The following is a 21854-nucleotide window of genomic DNA, read 5'->3' on the forward strand; positions in this document are numbered from 1 at the left end:
AGTATGTGCAAAGATAAAAGCCTTTTTGAAATTATTTTAAAGGCTAAAGAAGGGGATAAAGATGCTATGCAAGAGATAATATTGCGATTTCAGCCTCTTATAAAGAAAAACATGAGGAATGTTGGCATGGACATAAAAGATTATATAAGTCAGGATATTGTTGAAGTAATAATAAAAGCGATCAAAAAATTTGATTTAAAATAAAGCATAACATTTGAAAATGATAAAAATAATTTTTATGATGTGGAATATTTTTAGAAAAATTTAGCTTTTATATAAGTAGAAGGGGAAATGCAGAAAATGGAGGTGATCAGCAGTGGTATTCTTTAAAAGAACTGTTTTATATTTTTTGATATTTTTTGCCTTTATCGTTGTCGGATGTTCATCTAAAAGCAATAACAGCGTTATTAAAGAAAAGGGAAATAATTCAATAGCGCAAAAGTATTTCAATATGCTGACTAAGGAAGATAAAATTAAAATTTCAAATGCGTCTCCGGAAGAAATAATAAATATCTATTATAATAGCATAAATAATAAGAATTATAATCTCGCCGTTGTTTGTGCCTCCAATTTTTTAAATAATGCAGCAAATAAATCATCTGAAGATATTAGTTATGTGTATAATGAACATATAGAATATTTGAAAAATATAAAGAGAATTGACATCAAATCAATAGAAGTATATCCAGATACGATAAAAAAGAATGATAGCGAAAGTGTAGAAAAACCTTCTAAGCTTTACTGCGTTTATTATATGCAAAAATCAAATGATATTAAAAAATTTCCTGAGGAAGGGTACTTTACAAGATTTATTACAGTTTCTAAGTCGCCTTTATATGGTGGCTGGTGTATAAGTTATATTGCTTCATCACCATAGATTTTTTTAAGAAAAGCTATATACGGGAGGTAGATGATGTGATTAAATCGTTTAGAACTTCATTAGCTCTTGTATTTTTATTACTTATGTCTGTTGTACTCTCTGGCTGTTCTGACACAGTGAGAAATAATGCTGAAGTGCCATTTGTTGTTTTAAATGATGATGCTGGAAGCTTTAAGGCGGATATATATTACTGGAATGTGATAAATAATAAAATAAAAGGAACAAATGAAAACTTATATAAAATTCCACAAAAGATGATAGTAAATAAAGAATCATATACGATATTTCCGATAGCTTGGGATGGACATAATCATGTAGTTTTGCCTTCTTATTTAGAAGCATCGGATAAATTTAATGACTTTGTAGAAAAAGCGGATTTTTATTTTCAACCAAAGACGATATGGGGACAAGACGTAAAGTTGGTAAAAAGCGATGAAGAAAATAGGTATAAATTAACATTAACAGATGACGGTAAGACTGAGGAGAAAGAAATAACAATTCCTCTTCATACTTTTAAAGGAGAGGATGGCAAAGAGTATGAAGCAACAAAATGCGGAACAGTAACATCGGTAGTCAAGACAAGTTATGGTGCAGCAATGCTCTATCCTTGTTTCACATTAGGTGGCGGAAAATTATTTATTTTAAAATATGATAACGCATCAGAAAGCATCAAATGGCAAGAAGTTGGACCTATTAAAGGTATAGAGTTATCACCAAGCTTTCCACCATTGGCTAATCGTACGGCTACTATCGGAGAAAATTTTATCATAAGAACGCAAGCTAATCCTATAGAAGTGTATACCGAAAAAGTAGGTTATAAAATTATAAATAATATATCTGATCTTCAGAAGAAATACGCACCTGAAACATTAAACAGTGAATTTCCTGAATATATAGATGTTTTAGGAAGCTATAATGATATTTTGTTTTTCAGTATACCAATGCATAAAAATGAAGGGACAGAATTGTATATATTTGCTGTGAAGGATGATAAACTTATAGGGATTATGCACAGAACGATAAATGATATTAAAATAATTGATACGGCAGGAAATGTTGCATCAAAATATAATATGCCTAAAGCGAAAACTTTAATCGGCGAAGATGATGTCTATTTTCCAAATGTGAACGGCATGGATTGATTGATAGATAAATTTATAATTCCTAATTTTATAATAAAGGTGAGGTATGGGAAGTTAAGAGCATAATATACAATATGATAAGAATTATTTTTATGATGTGGAATATTTTTAGAAAAATTTAGCTTTTATATAAGTAGAAGGGGAAATATAGAAAATGGAGGTGAGGAAAAATGAAGCATAGAAAGATAGAAAATAGAGCCCTTATTTTAGGATTTTTATTGATAAGTTTTGTGCTAGTTTTTCAGATTAATAGTGCTTTCGCTGCTAGATCTGTATTATCTGTGCCTCAATATTCTCAACAGCCTTATGACAATCTTTGTTGGGCTACTAGTACTTCTATGATAATTTCATATTTTAAAGGTGACACAACAGATCGTACAGTTGAAATTGCAAAAGATAAGTATGGTACGAACTTTAATCAACCAGGATATACAACTGATGCAGAATACTATGTAAAGAAATACACCAGTAAAGCAGGTTCTATACAATATAATTCATTGTCGTATACAGCGGTGCAATATCAAATAAATCATGGAGGACCTATCTATACGAGAATACAATGGACTTCCGGAGGAGGACACGCTATGGTTATTAAAGGTTATGATACCAGTACAAACTATGTTATTTATAACGATCCTTGGGATGGATACGGACACGGCGCAACTTACTCATATTATGTAAGTAACAGTAGCTGGTATTGGACAGATTCTCTATTTTGGGAATAGTATGAATGAGAAGGAGGTGAATTATTTTGAAAAAGGTTCTTACTTTTGTTGTGATTGCTATATTGATATTAATATCAACTTTTCCAGCTTTTGCGGCTACTCCAATAAATACTTTGGTTAAACAACAATTAGATCTGGCTAAAGAAAAAGATCAGGTAGAGCGTGCAATTAGCGATAGCCAGTCAAATCCTAAAAAATTTTTAGTCGATAACAAACATGAGCTGGGGCGCAAAGAGTTAATGAATGTAAGCAATCCTGACGATTTAATATATGGGAAAGCATATAAAGTATATATTGCTAATAAAGAAGTTATTCAAGATCTAATAGATAGGAAAAATATTTCTAATGCGTTGTTAAATACATCCTATGAGTGGGAAATACCTGTAAAATTTAATAATAGAAGTGTAGCGTCAATTACCGTATCTTTTTTGGACAATAGATGGAATGTTGGTGAAATTGGCGGCTATCTTTCGCCTAATTCTATTGATTTTGTAAGCAATCCTGATGATATAACTTCATATCTTGATAACAATAATTTAAAAGAAGCAAAAACATTTATTCATTTCAGAATACCTTCGTTGCATTCCGATTTTCTTTATATTGAAGCAAATAGTGGGGAATATTTTATCCCTATTATTCACGGCGAAGGTAAAAGCGAGCTTTATGGCCTTAAAGACAAAAAAATATATACAAAAGACGAGATAATTTCCGCTATTGGTCCTACTCTTAAAGCCGGTTTGAATGATGCAGGGATGACAACAGGTCGTCCGTCGCTTAATGGGAAATATCTTGGCAATCAAGTATACTATTTAATTGCGTTGACAATTTTTATTGCCTTTATAACAATTTTTCACTTTATTAGATTGAAACGAAAATACAGTTATAAGTAAATAAGCGAATCTAAGGTTGAATATTAAAATTCTATGTTAGACACCAATAAAAAATAGTTGGTGTCTTTTATCCTGACTTTTGCAGCAAAAAAGGATAAAAAAAGCCCCTAAGCCCTTTAAAATAAAGGCTTTCGGGCTTTCTGTTTTTGTCAAAAAGTTGTAGTGGAAATGTCATTTTTTTACTTTTCCTAAAATTTTTTTAATCTCTCCTAATGTCATAATCTTTTTCCCAAAATTAATGCCTAATTCTTTACCTATATCTTCAAGAACATCATTATTAAAATCAAACAAATAATAATTTTCTTGTATGTAACTGCAGGATGCTTTTGCTAGACTCTCAAGTATAGCTGAAACAGAATATTTTCCCTTTAATCTATATTCAAGTATTCTCACAATTACAAGTGATATAAAGCATATCAGAAAATGAGCATCAATATGTTCCCTCAGTGATAAATAAACTGGTCTGCTTTCGATATCACTTTTAGTTATTTTAAAAGATTCTTCTATTTTCCAAAGTCCACGGTACATTTCAATAATTTTATCATCAGATTCTTTGCATTCACTAGTAACTATTGCATAATATCCATCAAATTTTTCTTCTTCTTTTAGCCTTTCCTCATCAAATGTTAAATGCTGATGAGCACTTTCTAATATTTCGCCGGTTTCTTCATCAAAAATGAGATTCTTTACATATTTGGAAGCACCATATGATGTAGCTCTATTGTATTTTGCTGGATTTTTAATTAGGTCTTTTGCTTTCTCTATGGTAGCAGCTCGTTCATATTTTGCTTTTAAGGCATACTCTTCACTATAGAAAATAACCTGTTTTTCATCAACTACCTTTTTCATTTTTTTGCCTTTAGTGGTGGTTACTAATATTTCTCTTGGATAAAGTCTGGATTTTATCTTGAAACTATCTCCTCTGTGTGTATATCCGTTTTCGTCAAGGACATATTTCTTAAATTCCTTATCTGCACAACGAACAGAATAGCTGAATACATAACCATTACCAGCAGATAAAGTATACCAAATGTTATCGCCAGTGATGATACCTTTATCAGCAACTACAATAATTCTTCCCAAAGAATAATCATGTTGTATTTTCCTTAACATAGGCATAAGTGTAGTTTTATCTAGAGCATTGCCAGGAAAAAGTTTATATGTAATAGGTATACCATTGGTGTCCATAAATAATCCCATCTGCACAATTGGATCTGGCCTGTGTTCTTTAGAAACGCCTTTTTTACGCAATTCGTCTTGTTCATCAATTTCAAAATAATAGTTGGTAACATCGTAATAAACCAGATTAGTATTTCGTTCATATAAAGACTTAATATGCTCATGAACCCAAAGCTGCAAAGCATCACTATGCTTATTGAAAAAAGATAAACATCTGTAGATATCATCCAAAGAAAAATCAAACCTCTCAAAGAATATATCTCTATTCTCATAAGTCTTTTTCTTTGAAGCAGGATACAATAAACGTGAAAATACGAGAAGTTTCATAATAGCATTAGAATCATACTCTTCTTTTGAATGACGCTGCCTGTTTTTCAAAAATTTGTCCAATTCAAGTTCATGATAAATCTTACTAAATGCAGCGTAGCCAAAGTTTTTACGATTATTCGTATTAATCAAAAGTCTTTCATTAGGAGAAAAACTAAGAGTAATTGGAGTCTTTTTCATGGCTTTTTGTTCATTCAATTCTTTAACCTTTTGTTCAAAAAAAGCGATTGGATCATCGTATTGTTTTTGAAGTTCATCGAGGTATCCAAGGGATTCAATAGTAACAGTTCTTGTATGCCCTCTTTCTTTATCACGATATCCATCTGCAATAGATAGGTATATTCTTCCGGAACTGCGTCTACTTTTCTTTAAATACACATTAAACTCCCCCAACAAAATTCAATATAACTATATTATACCACAATCCATAATAATCCGCAACCAAAATATGACAAAAATTTAAAAAATTTTACCCAAAATCATTAGTAAAATTGCTGGTTCTGGGGTACGATACATAAAATTTTGCTGCAAAACTAGGGGTAAAAGCGAGCTTTATGGCCTTAAAGACAAAAAAATATATACAAAAGACGAGATAATTTCCGCTATTGGTCCTACTCTTAAAGCCGGTTTGAATGATGCAGGGATGACAACAGGTCGTCCGTCGCTTAATGGGAAATATCTTGGCAATCAAGTATACTATTTAATTGCGTTGACAATTTTTATTGCCTTTATAACAATTTTTCACTTTATTAGATTGAAACGAAAATACAGTTATAAGTAAATAAGCGAATCTAAGGTTGAATATTAAAATTCTATGTTAGACACCAATAAAAAATAGTTGGTGTCTTTTATTTTTTATTTTGCATATGCAATCAGGATGTAGGTGTTTATCTGGCAAGTTTGGGGAATTAGTAAAAATTTTATGCTAATTATGTTACAAGATTGTAATAGAAAATTAAGGAATAATTAATAAAATTTATAATTTTTAATTTTATAATAGAGGTGAGGTATGGGAGGTTAAGAGTATAATATGCAAAATGACAAAAATAATTTTTATGATGTGGAATATTTTTAGAAAAATTTAGCCTTTATATAAGTAGAAGGGGAAATGCAGAAAATGGAGGTGAGGAAAAGAATTATGAAATATTCCCCTTAAATATGAGGGAGGTAGATCTTTTATGAAACATCAAACAAGATTAACAGCAGTACTGCTTATAACGACGTTTTTAATAGGTATAGTGATTACAGGGTTTACTTCAATACTGAAAGCAAGCGCAAAAGAATCGGTTAGTCTGAGCAATACGACAAATTTTGATGACCCTATTTCAGTAATTAAAGGGATGATTCAAGCAATTAACGATCAGGATCCTTATGAGTATATGAACTATTTTACCAATTCTAATCGCACAGCCATGACACAATTTCTTTCAACTAATAAATCAGAATCATTCTTTAAAGAGAAAGAGGCTAAGTTGATTCAAATTAAAGAGCTTCCAAAGGAAGTAGGTGTAGTAGCTGCAGGTATTTCATCTGGAGAAAACTTAAATTTGGACGATACACGTATTTTTTATGCTGAAATTAACTTCACGGTGGATAAAGAAGATAAATGGCTATATAATGGTACAAACCATCGTGTTATTGTTGTTACAAAAGAAGATGGAAGCTGGAAAATAGTAAGGCTATCAGTCCCATCTATAGAATACTTAAAAGATACTGGCAATGGATTTAATTCAAATGATGAAAATATTGCTGCTAAAATCGAAAATACTCTTGATAAAAAAGGGCAAATAATGAATATGAAAGGCACAGTTATTGATAATATTGCTGCAAGTGAAAAATAGCCTTTTTTACTACTACTACTTTCTCCGGCTCCTTATGACTAAAGCAAGGCCCAATAAGATTATCATGATCGAGATTATCAAGTTTGGGTTTAGCCATACGATGGAGAATTGGTTGTACAAAATTGATGTATAGCTTAATATTACAGTAGCGGTAATTACCATGACTAAGCCCATCAGTACAAAATCCCTGCTTACGATGTAAAGCTGAAAAAGACCCATTGCAACAGATAGAATGTATAGAGGCCATGTGTATTCAGAGTAAATCCAGTTTGTGAAGATGTCAAAGTAAAAAATGATGCCCATTGATGTAAGTATTCCGCCTGGAACTAAGATTTCAGGATTTTTTCTTTGCTTTAAGTAGCTTACTTCCATCATTATCCCGGGTATTAACAGAAAAAGAGGCCATATATTTGACATATCTAATGATATTCCGTATCTTGATAGCAAGCCCAGGTTGTCATTGAGATATATAAGTCCTAACAATATAAGTACAATTCCGATTATTTTTCTTCCCATGATTAAACCTCCTGAAAAGTTTTGGCTTTCATTTATATTTTACTATAAATGGATGAAAATTTAACTATATTTTTGCGAAAAAATACTTGAAAAAATTTCAGAAGGTGATATAATAATAAAAACGGTGAATAAATATAAAAATAAACTACTATTTATACATATTTCACATTATTTTTTTAATGTTTAATGCATAAATATAAGTTAAAATTAATATATATAAAATATTGAAGGTGGGATCTCAATGGTGAGGGTCGGCATATTAGGAGCTACAGGTTATACAGGCGTAGAACTCATTCGAATCTTATCAAATCACGAAGATGTCCAGATAAAATATTTGTCATCTCAAAACTTCAATGGCAAAAAAATTGAAGATGTGTATCCTTCTTTGAAGGGATATTGCGATGTTGAGCTTCATGAGCTAAACATTGACGACATTGTTGAAAGCTGTGATGTGGTATTTGCAGCACTTCCATCTGGATATGCAATGAATATAGCTGAGAAATTATGCAGTAGTGGGGTAAGACTCATTGATCTTGGTGCGGATTTTAGATTTGATGATTTTAAGATTTACAAGGAATGGTATGGGGCAAGTAGCGATGATTACGGCAGCGTAAGCAGAGTATATGGGCTTCCAGAAATTCACAGGCAAGAGATCAAAAATGCGATGGTTGTGGGAAATCCGGGCTGTTATCCTACATCTGCAATTCTCGGTTTGGCGCCGGCTTTAAAAAGCGGAATAATAGAAAATCATATAATAATAGATTCTAAATCTGGTGTATCTGGTGCAGGCCACAGTCCAAAGCAAGGCAATATGTACGCGGAGTGCAATGAAAGCATAAAACCTTACAATGTAGCAAAACACAGACACATGCCAGAAATAGAGCAAGAGCTTTCAAAGTTAAATCACGAAGATACAAAAGTCATTTTTACACCACATTTGACGCCTATGACAAGAGGAATATTAAGCACTATGTATTGCCGATTGAAAAAAGATATTTCGATAGAAAGCATTCACGAGATTTACCGGGAGTTTTATAAAGATGAATATTTTGTGAAAGTATTGGACATCGGTGAATATCCATCTACAAAGAGCGTATACGGTTCAAATTTTTGCCATATTGGATTAGAAATTGATAGGCATTCTAATACATTGATAGTCATGTCTGTCATTGATAATTTGGTGAAAGGTGCATCAGGGCAAGCTGTCCAAAATATGAATATAATGTTTGGCATCGATGAAGCTAAAGGATTAAAGATGGTGCCAGTTTTTCCATAATGATAAGCTTAAGGAGGATATGATAATGGAGGATTTTGAGGTGATTGAGGGAAATGTCACATCTCCTAAAGGATTTTTAGCCTCAGGTGTGTTTGCAGGCATAAAGAAAGCGAAAAAGGATTTTGCCATAATATACTCTGAGAAAAAGGCCAAGGCTGCGGCGGCATTTACTACAAATAAGGTAAAAGCGGCTCCAGTGATTTTAGACATGGAAAAAATAAAAAGCGGTGAGGCGCAGGCAATAGTCGTAAATAGTGGCAATGCCAATGCGTGCACAGGACAAAAAGGATATGAAGATGCCTCATCTATGGCTTTTATGGTGGCAGAGAAATTAAACATAGATAAAGATGATGTGCTTGTCTGCTCAACAGGTGTTATCGGTGTGACACTGCCCATGGAAAAGGTAGCTAAAGGAATAGAGTTGGCTTCTCAGGGACTGTCGAAAGATGGTGGGAAAGATGCTGCGGAAGCGATTCTTACCACAGATACATTTACAAAAGAAGTCGCTGTAAAGTTGAACATAAAAGGCTATGAAGCTTATATAGGCGGCATTGCTAAAGGGTCAGGAATGATTTCTCCAAATATGGCTACTATGTTGTCTTTTATCACTACAGATGCAGATATATCGAAAAAGGCTTTGGATAAGGCGTTGAAAGAGACGGTAAAGAGGTCCTACAACATGATATCAGTCGACGGAGACATGAGCACAAATGATACTGTCATAATGCTGGCCAACGGTATGGCAGGCAATCCTACGATAGAGGAAGATACACATGAGTATGAGATTTTTTACAACGCACTTTTGTACATAAACAAGCATTTGGCAAAGCAAATAGCCAAAGATGGCGAAGGTGCTACTAAGTTCATGGAAGTAAGTGTAGTCAATGCGCCTACAGAAGATGATGCGATCCTTGCTTCTAAGGCTATTGTAAATTCAAATTTGGTCAAGACGGCTATATTTGGCGAAGACGCCAACTGGGGGAGAATCATTGCAGCTTTAGGTTATTCAGGAGCTAATTTTTCGCAAGATGCCGTTGATATATATTTGAAAAGCAACAAGGGAATTATAAAAGTTTGCGAAAATGGCGGTTACGTTCCTTTTAGCGAAGATAAAGCGAAAGAGATTTTAAGCGAAAAAGAGATTTCGATAGTAGTTGATTTAAATGCCGGAAAATATGATGCTTTAGCGTGGGGCTGCGATTTAAGCTACGATTATGTGAAGATAAATGGGAGCTACAGAACATGATAAAGAGGCAAAAATACGGCGATGAAATCGCAAAAGCTGAAATATTGATAGAAGCCCTACCTTATATTAAAAAGTTTTCCGGTGCTACTGTCGTGATAAAATACGGCGGTAATGCAATGATAGATTGCAAAATAAAGAAAATGGTAATGCAGGACATAGTTTTGCTAAAGTACGTTGGGCTGAATCCAGTCGTCGTACACGGTGGCGGCCCTGACATAAATAAGATGCTTGAAAGCCTCAATATTGAGTCAAAATTTATAAATGGCTTGAGGGTTACAGATGAGAAGACGATGGAAGTAGTTGAGATGGTCCTTACAGGCAAGATAAATAAAGAGATAGTTTCAATGCTAAACGAGATAGGCGGCAAGGCTATAGGTATAAGCGGAAAAGATGGCAAGCTTCTCGTAGCCGAGAAAGATACTGCAAATGGAGACATAGGCTTTGTTGGGAAAATTGAGGAAGTCAATATTGATGTTATAAAGATGATGCTTGACAAGGGATTTATACCGGTTATCGCCCCGTGTGCTGTTGGCAAAGATGGGAAGACTTACAATGTAAATGCTGATACAGCAGCAGGTAGAATAGCTGAAGCTTTAAAAGCTGAGAAATTCATACTTTTGACAGATGTGGAAGGCATACTGTCAGATGTGAATGACAAAAGCAGCGTTATATCGAGAATTGATTTAGATGCGGCTAAAGAGCTTATGGCGACAGAAAAGATTACAGGCGGCATGATACCTAAATTAAAATGCTGTATTCAAGCAGTAGAAAATGGAGTTAAGAGAGCGCACATAATCGATGGAAGATTGACACATTCGCTTCTTTTAGAGATTTTCACTGATGAAGGGATTGGCACTATGATAGGAAAGGAGTGTTTTGACGATGACAATCTCTGATGACAAAAAGTACGTGATGAATACTTACGGACGATATCCTATTACATTGGTAAAAGGCAGTGGAACAAAAGTCTGGGATACAGATGGAAATATGTACCTTGATTTTGTAGCAGGTATTGCTGTAAACGCATTTGGGCACTGCTACCCACCAATAGTAGATGCCATCAAAAGTCAAGCAGAGACTTTGATACACTGTTCAAATCTTTACTGGAACGAAAATCAGATTGAACTGGCCAAGATCATTGCGGAAAACTCGTTTGGTGACAAGGTGTTTTTCGCCAACAGCGGTGCAGAAGCTAATGAAGGTGCCATAAAGCTTGCAAGAAAATACGCATCGATTAAATACGGTGATAAAAGGTATAAGATTATCAGCGCAAAAAATTCATTTCACGGAAGGACATTTGGCGCTCTTACAGCAACAGGACAGATAAAATATCACAAAGGCTTTGGACCATTGCTGGAAGGATTTAAGTACGTAAACTACAATGACATTGACGATATTTACAGTGCATTAGATGATGATGTATGCGCAATCATGATAGAGATTATACAAGGGGAAGGCGGCATACATGAGGGCAGCCTTGAATATTTAAAAAAGGTCAGGGAAATATGCGATGAAAATGACATCCTATTGATTGTAGATGAAGTCCAGACAGGCATTGGACGTACTGGAAAACTCTTTGCATATCAGCATATTGGCATAGAACCTGATATTATGACGTTGGCAAAGGCATTAGGCGGTGGTGTGCCAATAGGTGCAATTGTGGCAAAGGAAAATGTGGCAGTATTTAAACCTGGTGATCATGCATCAACGTTTGGAGGAAATCCACTTGCATGTGCTGCTGGAATTGCAGTAATGAAGGAGGTTACAAAGGAAGGTTTTCTTGATGATGTAGTGAAAAAAGGAGAGTATTTTAAGGAAAAGCTTAATGGATTAAAAGATAGGTACAAAGTCATAAAAGATGTAAGAGGAAAAGGCCTCATGATAGGATGTGAAGTTGATTTGGATGATGCAGGTGAGATAGTGCTAAAAGCCTTGGAAAAAGGTCTTCTCATAAACTGCGTAAACCACAATGTTTTGAGGTTTGTACCTCCACTTATCGTCACTACTGATGAGCTTGATACTGCGGTGATAATTCTTGATGATGTATTACATGAAATGGGGTTTTAAGATGAAAGGGTACTTGAAGTTGGAAGATGGCAGCATTTTTGAAGGCAATATTATAAGCAAGAATTTTCAGGGTTTTGGAGAAGTTGTCTTTAATACAGGCATGACAGGATATCAGGAAATCATCACAGATCCGTCTTATGCTGGGCAGATCGTCGTCATGACATATCCGCTTATTGGGAACTACGGTATCAATAAGTACGACTTTCAATCGGAAAAGCCGCATATTAGAGGGTATGTTGTAAGAGAGTACTGTGATAGCCCCAGCAATTTTCTCTCAGATTCTTCATTGATTGACTATCTTGACAAAAATGGAATACCGGTATTAGCAGGTGTCGATACGAGGGAATTGACTAAAAAGTTGAGATCAAATGGGACTATGAGAGGCATCATAACTGACGATGCCAATGCTTTAGTGCCTGATATAAAAGTGGATTTGCTTAAAGAAGTGTCCACGAAAAAGCCGTATCACATACAAGGAGAAGGGCCGAAATTGGCGTTTATAGATCTTGGCACCAAAAAGAACATTTTGAACATGTTGAGAAACGTAGGATTTGACGTATACGTGTTTCCTTACGATGTTTGCGTAGAAGACGTAATGGCGATTGAGCCTGAAGCTATATTTTTTTCAAATGGCCCAGGAGATCCGAAAGATGCAACTTCTGCCATAGAACTGGCGAGGTTTTTCATAGGTAAGATACCAGTTTTAGGTATATGTTTAGGACATCAGATAATTGCACTTGCTATGGGGTGCAATACCATAAAGATGAAATTTGGTCACAGAGGTTCAAATCAGCCTGTAAAAGACTTGATGATAGGAAAGTCATTTGTAACATCGCAAAACCATGGATACGCTGTAGAAGAAAGCTCTATAAATGGCGATGAAATAGTGGTCACTCATGTAAACTTAAATGACAATACGGTGGAAGGAATAAAGCATAAGTATCTGCCGGTATTTTCCGTACAATATCATCCAGAAGCGTGTCCTGGCCCACATGATTCAATGTACATTTTTGATAAATTCATGGATATAACTTGTGTTTATAGAAGGAGGTCTTATCTTGCCGAAATATGAAGGAGTGAATAAAGTGCTTGTTATAGGCTCAGGGCCTATCGTAATAGGTCAAGCTGCAGAGTTTGACTATTCCGGAACACAAGCATGCAAATCATTGAAAGAAGAAGGATTAAAAGTTATCTTAGTGAATAACAATCCTGCTACAATAATGACAGATACAGAGATCGCCGATGTGGTCTATATAGAAAATCCGGAAGTTGATGTGTTGGAAGCCATCATAGACAAAGAAAGGCCAGATGGAATATTAGGGACAATCGGTGGACAGACAGGGCTTAATGTAGTCGTAAAGCTTAAAGAAAGCGGAATAATCGATAAATACAATCTAAAGGTATTGGGAACTTCTATTGAATCAATAAAGACTGCTGAAGACAGGGAATTGTTTAAGAAGAAGATGGAAGAAATAGGAGAACCTATAGCAGAAAGCGCGACCGTAAATAATGTAGATGATGCGGTTAAATTTGCAGAAAAGTGCGGCTATCCGCTTATAGTCAGGCCTGCCTTTACATTAGGTGGAACTGGCGGGGGCATAGCAAACAATGTGGATGAACTTAAGGTTATAGTTGATTTGGGTTTGAAGAAAAGCATGGCACATGAAGTGCTGATAGAAAAATCCCTTTACGGTTACAAAGAGATAGAATACGAAGTTATGAGAGACAGCAACGACAATTGCATAACCATATGCAATATGGAAAACTTTGATCCAGTTGGTGTCCACACGGGTGACAGCATTGTTGTTGCGCCGTCACAGACACTAACAGATTACGAGTATCAAATGCTGAGGACTGCCAGTCTGAAAATCATAAAGGCATTGAAGATTGAAGGCGGATGCAATGTCCAGTTTGCGTTGGACCCTAATAGCCATCAGTACTACGTTATAGAGGTAAATCCGAGGGTTAGCCGCTCAAGTGCTTTGGCATCAAAAGCTACAGGTTATCCTATAGCCAAGATAGCTGCTAAAATAGCTGTTGGCTTTACGCTTGATGAGATAAAAAACCCTGTCACGGGAAAGACTACAGCTTTGTTTGAGCCATCGCTTGACTATGTTGTTACAAAGATTCCAAGATGGCCTTTTGATAAATTTTATGAGACAGACAGAAAGATTGGCACACAGATGAAAGCTACAGGAGAGACGATGGCAATAGACAGATGCTTTGAAGCATCACTCCTAAAGGCTGTAAGGTCTTTAGAGATAAAAGCTTATGGACTTACAAATGAAAACATAAAGAAATTAAGCGATGAGGAGATCATCGATAACATTAAAAAGCCAAATGACATGAGGCTATTTTATATAGCTGAGGCACTTCGCCGCGGTGTCACTGTGAATCATATAAATGAAATATCAAAGATAGATAAGTGGTTTATAAATAAGCTCTTAAATATAGTAAGGATGGAAAAAGAGATATTCATAAACGACCTGACAAAAGAGGTTTTATGGAAGGCAAAGCGAATGGGCTTTTCAGATAGAGAGATTGCCAATATCAAAGGGATAGACGAAAAAGATGTTAGAAATTTGAGGAAAAGTTATGGCATATTACCTGCTTATAAGATGGTTGATACTTGTGCGGCAGAATTTGAATCTGTTACGCAGTATATTTATTCAACGTACGGAGAAAATGATGAAGTGCCTATTCATCACGACATAAAGAAAGTCATAGTTTTAGGTTCAGGACCTATTAGAATAGGGCAGGGCGTAGAATTTGATTACTGTTCAGTGAAAGCACTTTGGGCTCTTAAAAGCAAGGGAATCAAATCAATCATAATAAATAACAATCCTGAGACGGTAAGCACAGACTTCGATACAGGCGATAGGCTGTACTTTGAACCATTGACGCTGGAAGATGTATTGAATATCATCGAAAAAGAAAAGCCTCTTGGCGTTTTGGTGATGTTTGGAGGCCAAACAGCTATAAACTTAGCACAAGGATTGTCTGACAACGGCGTAAATATATTGGGTACTTCATTTGAAAGCATCGACGACAGTGAAGACAGAGAAAAGTTTTCTAAGCTTCTTAAAAAGCTGAATATAAACCAGCCAAAAGGTGGATATGCGCTATCAGTAGGCGATGCAAAAGATGTAGCGCTGACAATAGGATTTCCTCTCTTAGTAAGACCTTCATACGTAATAGGCGGCCAGTCGATGGAAAAAGTAAACACACTTCAAGAGATAATAGATTATGTTTCAAATGCCATGAAAGTATCTCCAGGGAAGCCTGTCTTGATCGACAAATACATTGAAGGAAGAGAAGTTGAAGTAGATGCCATATCCGATGGCACGGATGTATTGATTCCTGGGATAATGGAGCATATAGAAAGAGCAGGTGTCCATTCTGGTGACAGTTTTTCAATGTACCCTGCGAGAAACCTATCTGACCATGAAATATCTACAATTGTAGAGTACACAAAGAAAATATCGTGTGCTTTAAAAGTAAAAGGGCTTATCAATATTCAATTTGTGGTTAAAGATGGCGTCGTCTACGTTTTAGAAGTAAATCCGAGGGCTTCAAGGACAGTTCCTGTAATAAGTAAGGCAACAGGAGTTCCTATGATAGACATAGCCGTAAAAATCGCGTTAGGTGACACATTAAAGAGTTTAGGCTACGAAGATGTTTTATGGCCTAAGACAGCTCATACAATCGTTAAGGCACCTGTATTTTCAACAGAGAAGCTTACTAATGTTGAAGTGATGTTGGGACCTGAGATGAAATCTACTGGAGAAATAATGGGCATAGATCTAAGCTACGAAGGAGCTCTTTACAAGGCTATGGCAGGAGCTAACTTAGATATACCTGTCAGTGGAAGGGTCTTAATTTCTATAGCCAGTGGAAGCATAAACGATGCAATGAGTACGGTAAAGAAGTATCATGATGCGGGATATGAGTTATTTGGCACATCCGGTACAGCCAGACATTTTAATTCTGCTGGAATTAGTGTTAAGCATGTGAATATAAAAGATGCCATAAGGCTATTAAAAGAAGGGTATTTTTCATTAGTCATCAATATACCGAATCGCGGCAAGAAAGTAGACAATGATGGATTTATACTGAGGAGAACTGCATGTGAATACAGGGTTCCGCTGTTTACATCCCTTGATACGGCAAAAGCAGCCCTTCAGGCGGTGCAGAAGGTGAAAATAAGCGGACTTAACTATCTGTCGCTAAATGAGTATCATGAGTTGCAGTCTAAAAATTTAAAGAAATCTGCTTTGTAAAATTAACTTGGAAAGGAAGATTTATATGTTAAAAGGAGAAAAAGTGGTTCTGGCGTATTCAGGCGGTTTAGATACGTCTGTCATAATACCATGGCTTAAAGAAAATTACGAATGTGAGATAATAGCTGCGTGTATAGATGTAGGTCAGGGAAGCGAGCTTAACAGCATAAAAGAGAAGGCACTACTAAGCGGTGCCAGCAAGATATACGTTGAAGATGTAAAAGATGAGTTTGTAGAGGATTATATTTTCCCCACATTAAAAGCAGGAGCTGTGTATGAAGGCAAGTATCTGTTAGGCACTTCATTTGCGAGGCCCCTCATTGCTAAAAAGCTTGTGGAGATAGCTCACAAAGAAGGTGCAAAGGCGATAGTGCACGGTGCTACTGGAAAAGGGAATGACCAAGTAAGGTTTGAAGTATCAATAAAAGCTCTTGATCCATCAATAGAGATAATAGCGCCATGGAGGATATGGGATTTTAAGTCCAGGGAGCAAGAAATAGATTATGCCAAGAAAAAAGGCATTCCTGTCCCTGTCACAAAGGAAAAGATATACAGCGTTGACAACAATTTATGGCACATAAGCCATGAAGGCGGTGATTTGGAAGATCCGTGGAATGAGCCTAAAAACAGTTTGTACGATATTGTTGTTCCACCGGAGAATGCGCCGGATGAGCCGGAGTACGTCGTCTTAGAGTTTGAAAAGGGGATACCTGTAAAAGTAAATGGAAAGTCATACGCAAGTCCTTCGAAGATGATAGAAGAGCTTAACTTGATAGCTGGAAGAAATGGTATAGGCATAGCTGATATTGTAGAAAATAGGCTTGTAGGCATTAAGTCTCGCGGTGTGTATGAGACACCTGCAGGAACGGTTCTTTACGCAGCTCACAAGGAATTGGAGTATTTGGTTTTAGACAAGGAAACCATGAGGTTTAAAGATTTGGTGGCGCAAAAGTATGCAGACATTGTCTACAATGGATTGTGGTTTTCACCGCTTAGAGAGTCTTTAGATGCGTTTGTGGATGTGACTCAGCAGAATGTGACTGGTACTGTAAGGCTTAAACTTTACAAAGGAAACTTGATAAATGCAGGTTCAAAGTCGCCGTATTCACTGTACAGTGAAGAATTTGCTACATTTGGCGAAGATGAAGTTTACAATCAAAAGGATGCAGAAGGGTTTATAAACTTATTCGGATTGCCGCTTAAAATAAAAGCGCTTATGGATATAAGCAGAAAGGAAGATTTTAATGAAGCTGTGGGGCGGTAGGTTTAAAGGAGATACAGACAAACTTATGGAGGATTTTAATTCCTCCATTTCTTTCGATATGCGCCTTTTCAAATACGATGTAGAAGGTTCCATAGCCCATGCGAAAGGTTTAAACAAGGCAGGTGTATTAAAGGACGATGAGACAAAGCTTATTGTAGATGGGCTAAATGAGATTTTAAAGGAAACTGATACAGGTTTTATACCTGATGATGAAGATGTACACACGTACGTTGAAAGGCTTTTGACTGAAAAAATAGGTGATGTAGGCAAAAAACTTCATACTGGAAGAAGCCGCAATGACCAAGTAGCAACAGATGTGAGGCTTTATCTGAGAGATGTCGCAGGTGAAATTGGGAAAAACATTGAAACTTTAATTGACATGCTTAAAAATAAGGCTTTTGAGCATAAGAATGTGATCATGCCTGGATATACCCATTTGCAAAGGGCTCAGCCTGTCACTTTTGGACATCACATGATGGCGTATGTGGAGATGTTTAAAAGAGACTTATCAAGGCTTAATGATATGGTAAAAAGGGTAAATGTGATGCCATTAGGTTCAGGCGCTTTAGCAGGCACATCGTACAATATAGACAGAATGTACGTGGCAAAACTTCTTGGGTTTGACGACATAACTAAAAACAGCCTCGATGCAGTTAGCGATAGGGATTTTGTGATAGAATTTTTGAGCTTTTCTTCAATCATGATGATGCACCTAAGCCGCTTTTGCGAGGAAATTGTGCTATGGTCCAGCAAAGAGTTTGATTTTATAGAGCTGGATGACAGGTACTCAACAGGAAGCAGCATGATGCCTCAGAAGAAAAATCCAGATGCTGCGGAGCTTATACGAGGCAAGGCAGGGCGGGTGTACGGCAGCCTCATGACGCTGCTTACAGTCATGAAAGGACTTCCTTTGGCATACAACAAAGATATGCAGGAGGACAAAGAAGCGCTTTTTGATGCTATAGATACTTTGAAAATGTCGATTGCGGTTTTTAATGGCATGGTAAAAACGATGAAGGTAAAAAGTGATAATATGGCAAATGCAGCAAAATACGGATATATGAATGCTACAGATTTTGCAGACTACCTTGTATCTAAAGGGATTCCCTTTAGAAAAGCACATGAGATAACTGGTAAAGTCGTATTGTACGCCATAGATAAAAATTGTGCCATAGAAGACCTATCAATAGATGAGTTAAAGTCGTTTTGCGATGTGATAGATGAAGATGTGTACAGTGCAATTGATTTAAGGAACACGATAAAAAACAAAAAAACGATAGGGTCACCACGATTGGATGATTAAAAATATAAGAGATAGGGTAAATCCTATCTCTTAATCATTAAATAAAAGTTTTACGGCATTAATTATGTCATTGTCTACAACTCGATAGCAGATTTCAAGTCCGTTTCGCTTTCCCTCTATTATGCCGGCAGATTTTAGCTTTGATATGTGCTGCGACACTGTAGATTGAGGCAAGTTTAAGCATTCTTGTATCGTAGTTACGTTGCATTCTCCTGATAGAAGTCCTCTTACGATGCAAAGCCTGTAAGGATGCGCTATGGCTTTTAATTTTTCTGCTATCGTTTCATACTTTTTAAAATCTTTTTCGATGTCTATAGCACTGTTTTTCAGCGGAAATCCCTCCAAATTTTATATAAAGAGTGTGGTGTCTGACTGCTCAGCTGCACCTATAAATGATGCAACACCGCCTAATTCAACACCATCTATAAGCTCATCTTTAGTTATGCCCATTATGTCAGATGACATGTTGCATGCCACAATCCTTACACCGTTTTTAAGCGCTTGCTGTATTAAATCTTCCAGTGAAGATACATTTTTTTTGTTCATGATGTATCGTATCATTTTAGGTCCTATGCCCAACATGTTCATCTTTGAAAGTTTTAGCTTCTTAGAACCTCTTGGCATCATCATGCCAAACATCTTGCTAAAGAAGTCCTTTTTAATTGATACTTTTTCTGGTTTCCTCAGTATATTAAGTCCCCAGAATGTGAAGAAGAGAGTCACCTTTCTTCCCATTGCGGCAGCGCCATTTGCTATTATAAATGCGGCTATGGCTTTGTCTAAGTCTCCACTGAATACGATAATTGCTTTATCATTCTTTTCAGAAACCTGCTTTGTTTCGGCTACCTTGCCAGCAGCGTTTTTTCTTATCTCTGCGACGATGATCTTTCCTTCATGGTATAAATTGAGAAGCGCATTTCCTGTTCTTTGACACCATGTTTTAATATCATTTTCGAAGCCAGGGTCTGAAGCCTTTATCTTTAGTATGTCTCCATCTTTTAGATTTTTTATTGCGTTAAATGTCTGCATTATAGGACCTGGACATTGAAGGCCGCATGCATCGATCTCCAATGTTGCGGCGATATCATCTGATTTTTTTTTATCTGTTACACACATGCCGCACTCTGTCTGCTCATCGTCGTATCTCACTGTTATATCGCTAAAATCCGATGTTGCAGTTTCGTATATTTTATATCCGCCACTTAGGTTTTTGACAGATTTAAAGCCGTTTTGCATCAGTATCCTGCAGGCTATATATCCTCTTAAACCTACTTGACAGTATACGTATATATCTTTGTCTTTTGGAATCTTATGAAGATTGTCTCTTAGCTCATCTACAGGTATATTTATAGAACCTCTGATGTTTCCAAGCTGATACTCAAGATCTGTTCTTACGTCAAGTATGACGGATTTAGACATATCTATTTTTTCAACTTCGTCCCAGTGAAATACACTTATATCACCTTTTAATATATTGGAAGCTGCAAAACCAGCCATATTTACAGGATCTTTCGCTGACGAATATGGTGGCGCGTATGCCAACTCAAGTTCTTCTAAGTCGTAAACTGTCATATTGCTGCGTATTGCAGTAGCGATGACATCTATTCTCTTATCAACGCCGTCAAATCCAACTATTTGAGCGCCTAAGATTTTTCCATCATCTTTTTTGAATATGAGTTTAATGGTCATAGGCAGTGCATCAGGATAGTAGCTGGCATGTGAATTTGGATGTATTATGACTTTTTCATAATCTATCCCAGCTCTTTTTAAGATTGTTTCATTGTTTCCCGTTGCTGCTACAGTTAAGTCGAAAATTTTTGCAACAGAAGTACCTTGTGTGCCATCATATTTGCTTTTTCTTCCGCAAATATTGTCTGCTGCGATACGACCTTGTTTGTTTGCAGGTCCTGCTAATGGTATTAAAGTATTGCTTCCGTTTATATAGTCTTTTACCTCTATAGCGTCACCTACGGCGTATATATCAGGATTCGATGTTTGCATGTATTCATTGACTTTTATACCGCCTCTTTCGCCTATTTCGAGGCCTGCATCTTTCGCTAATTTGATATCTGGCCTTACACCTATGCCTAATACGACCATGTCAGTGATTAGCGTATTGCCGCTGTTTAATACGACAGTTGTTATGCCTTCTTTGTGGTGGAATTCTTTTACACCATCTTTTAATATGAGATTTACCCCTTTGTCCTTAAGGCGTTGATGTACAATTGCAGCCATTTCGTAATCAAGTGGTGCCATTACGTGGTCAGCAAGTTCCACCACCGTCACATCAAGTCCTGTTTCTTTTAAATTTTCTGCAACTTCAAGACCAATAAAGCCTCCTCCTACTACAACGGCTTTTTTAGGTTTATTGTTGTCAACATAATCTTTTATTTTAAAAGTGTCTGGAATAGTTCTAAGTGTAAAAATGTTTTTGCCGTCTATGCCTGGCATTGGAGGTTTTATAGGTTCTGCACCAGGTGACAGTATCAGTTTGTCATAGCTTTCTGTGTAAGTTCTGTCATTTTTTATATCATGAACGACTACAGTTTTTTCATCAGGATTTATCTTTGTGACTTCTGATAGTGTTCTTATGTCGATTTTGAACCGCTTTGACATGGCTTCAGGTGTTTGAACGACTAATTTTTCACGTTCTTTTATGACTTCACCTATATAATAAGGCAGACCGCAGTTGGCATAAGATATATATTCTCCCTTTTCAAAGAGTATTATTTCAGCGTCTTCATCAAGTCTTCTCAACCTTGCCGCAGCAGATGCGCCGCCAGCAACGCCCCCGACAATTACAACTTTCATGATTCTTCCTCCTATTAAGATTATTATTATATCTTAATATTACAATATATTAATTTTATTGTCAATAATTTAACTAAAAATATTTTTCAATTAAAGAATTATGATAA

18 protein-coding genes are annotated in these 21854 nt (G+C 36.2%); 14 read left to right on the plus strand and 4 right to left on the minus strand.

Features of this window, described 5'->3' with window-relative positions:
• The first annotated feature begins 3 nt into the window (after positions 1-3).
• The 5 genes from JJQ93_RS11280 to JJQ93_RS11300 all read left to right on the plus strand — a co-directional run bounded on the left by JJQ93_RS11280 (position 4) and on the right by JJQ93_RS11300 (position 3637).
• Entirely contained in the window at positions 4-204 is a 201-nt protein-coding gene (locus tag JJQ93_RS11280) for a helix-turn-helix domain-containing protein (protein ID WP_274893841.1), read from the plus strand.
• 112 nt (positions 205-316) lie between these two features.
• The gene (locus tag JJQ93_RS11285) at positions 317-877 is read left to right on the plus strand and encodes a hypothetical protein (protein WP_274893842.1); all 561 of its coding nucleotides are present in this window, start codon (positions 317-319) and stop codon (positions 875-877) included.
• Between the two features lie 38 nt (positions 878-915).
• The gene (locus JJQ93_RS11290) at positions 916-2022 is read left to right on the plus strand and encodes a hypothetical protein (protein ID WP_274893843.1); all 1107 of its coding nucleotides are present in this window, start codon (positions 916-918) and stop codon (positions 2020-2022) included.
• Between the two features lie 170 nt (positions 2023-2192).
• Positions 2193-2747, plus strand: a complete 555-nt coding sequence (locus tag JJQ93_RS11295; protein WP_150201163.1) for a C39 family peptidase — start codon at positions 2193-2195, stop codon at positions 2745-2747.
• 26 nt (positions 2748-2773) lie between these two features.
• Positions 2774-3637, plus strand: a complete 864-nt coding sequence (locus JJQ93_RS11300) for a hypothetical protein (RefSeq protein ID WP_274893844.1) — start codon at positions 2774-2776, stop codon at positions 3635-3637.
• Between the two features lie 171 nt (positions 3638-3808).
• On the opposite strand, the gene JJQ93_RS11305 is transcribed toward JJQ93_RS11300, so the two are convergent.
• Positions 3809-5521 carry an IS1634 family transposase gene (locus JJQ93_RS11305; protein ID WP_274894096.1) on the minus strand — a complete coding sequence of 571 codons (1713 nt, stop codon included), beginning with the start codon at positions 5519-5521 and terminating at the stop codon, positions 3809-3811.
• An 800-nt stretch (positions 5522-6321) separates the two neighbouring features.
• On the opposite strand from JJQ93_RS11305, the gene JJQ93_RS11310 reads away from it, so the two are divergent.
• Positions 6322-6984, plus strand: a complete 663-nt coding sequence (locus tag JJQ93_RS11310) for a DUF4829 domain-containing protein (protein ID WP_274893845.1) — start codon at positions 6322-6324, stop codon at positions 6982-6984.
• Positions 6985-6999: 15 nt separating this feature from the next.
• Here JJQ93_RS11310 and JJQ93_RS11315 read toward each other — a convergent pair whose 3' ends face one another.
• Positions 7000-7500: a LiaF transmembrane domain-containing protein gene (locus tag JJQ93_RS11315; RefSeq protein WP_274893846.1), complete on the minus strand. Its 501-nt coding sequence runs from the start codon at positions 7498-7500 to the stop codon at positions 7000-7002.
• Positions 7501-7741: 241 nt separating this feature from the next.
• Here JJQ93_RS11315 and argC point away from each other — a divergent pair, with 241 nt between their 5' ends.
• From argC to argH, 8 genes are read left to right on the plus strand one after another with little or no spacing between them, the layout of a single operon-like run.
• A complete protein-coding gene (gene argC, locus JJQ93_RS11320; RefSeq protein ID WP_274893847.1) occupies positions 7742-8776 on the plus strand; it encodes an N-acetyl-gamma-glutamyl-phosphate reductase in 1035 nt (344 codons plus the stop codon).
• 25 nt (positions 8777-8801) lie between these two features.
• Positions 8802-10022 carry a bifunctional ornithine acetyltransferase/N-acetylglutamate synthase gene (gene argJ, locus JJQ93_RS11325; RefSeq protein ID WP_274893848.1) on the plus strand — a complete coding sequence of 407 codons (1221 nt, stop codon included), beginning with the start codon at positions 8802-8804 and terminating at the stop codon, positions 10020-10022.
• Entirely contained in the window at positions 10019-10918 is a 900-nt protein-coding gene (gene argB / locus JJQ93_RS11330; protein ID WP_014757731.1) for an acetylglutamate kinase, read from the plus strand. The genes argJ and argB overlap by 4 nt, the downstream gene beginning before the upstream one ends.
• The gene (locus JJQ93_RS11335; RefSeq protein WP_014757732.1) at positions 10905-12089 is read left to right on the plus strand and encodes an acetylornithine transaminase; all 1185 of its coding nucleotides are present in this window, start codon (positions 10905-10907) and stop codon (positions 12087-12089) included. Before argB ends, JJQ93_RS11335 begins: the two co-directional genes overlap by 14 nt.
• Before the next feature lies 1 nt (position 12090).
• Positions 12091-13161: a glutamine-hydrolyzing carbamoyl-phosphate synthase small subunit gene (gene carA / locus JJQ93_RS11340; protein WP_274893849.1), complete on the plus strand. Its 1071-nt coding sequence runs from the start codon at positions 12091-12093 to the stop codon at positions 13159-13161.
• Positions 13148-16369, plus strand: coding sequence for a carbamoyl-phosphate synthase (glutamine-hydrolyzing) large subunit (gene carB / locus JJQ93_RS11345; RefSeq protein WP_274893850.1), 3222 nt, complete (start codon positions 13148-13150; stop codon positions 16367-16369). Before carA ends, carB begins: the two co-directional genes overlap by 14 nt.
• 25 nt (positions 16370-16394) lie before the next feature.
• On the plus strand, positions 16395-17633 hold the full coding sequence (locus tag JJQ93_RS11350; protein WP_014757735.1) for an argininosuccinate synthase: 1239 nt from the start codon (positions 16395-16397) through the stop codon (positions 17631-17633).
• Complete coding sequence (argH, locus tag JJQ93_RS11355) at positions 17614-18936, plus strand: argininosuccinate lyase (RefSeq protein WP_274893851.1); 1323 nt, start codon at positions 17614-17616, stop codon at positions 18934-18936. The genes JJQ93_RS11350 and argH overlap by 20 nt, the downstream gene beginning before the upstream one ends.
• 30 nt (positions 18937-18966) lie before the next feature.
• On the opposite strand, the gene JJQ93_RS11360 is transcribed toward argH, so the two are convergent.
• Together JJQ93_RS11360 and JJQ93_RS11370 are read right to left on the minus strand one after the other, a co-directional pair.
• Positions 18967-19281 carry an ArsR/SmtB family transcription factor gene (locus JJQ93_RS11360; RefSeq protein WP_045409593.1) on the minus strand — a complete coding sequence of 105 codons (315 nt, stop codon included), beginning with the start codon at positions 19279-19281 and terminating at the stop codon, positions 18967-18969.
• A 3-nt stretch (positions 19282-19284) separates the two neighbouring features.
• Complete coding sequence (locus JJQ93_RS11370; RefSeq protein ID WP_284700611.1) at positions 19285-21747, minus strand: CoA-disulfide reductase; 2463 nt, start codon at positions 21745-21747, stop codon at positions 19285-19287.
• Positions 21748-21854: the final 107 nt, after the last annotated feature.

The sequence above is a fragment of the Thermoanaerobacterium sp. R66 genome (assembly GCF_028895185.1).
In the GTDB taxonomy this organism is placed as follows: domain Bacteria; phylum Bacillota; class Thermoanaerobacteria; order Thermoanaerobacterales; family Thermoanaerobacteraceae; genus Thermoanaerobacterium.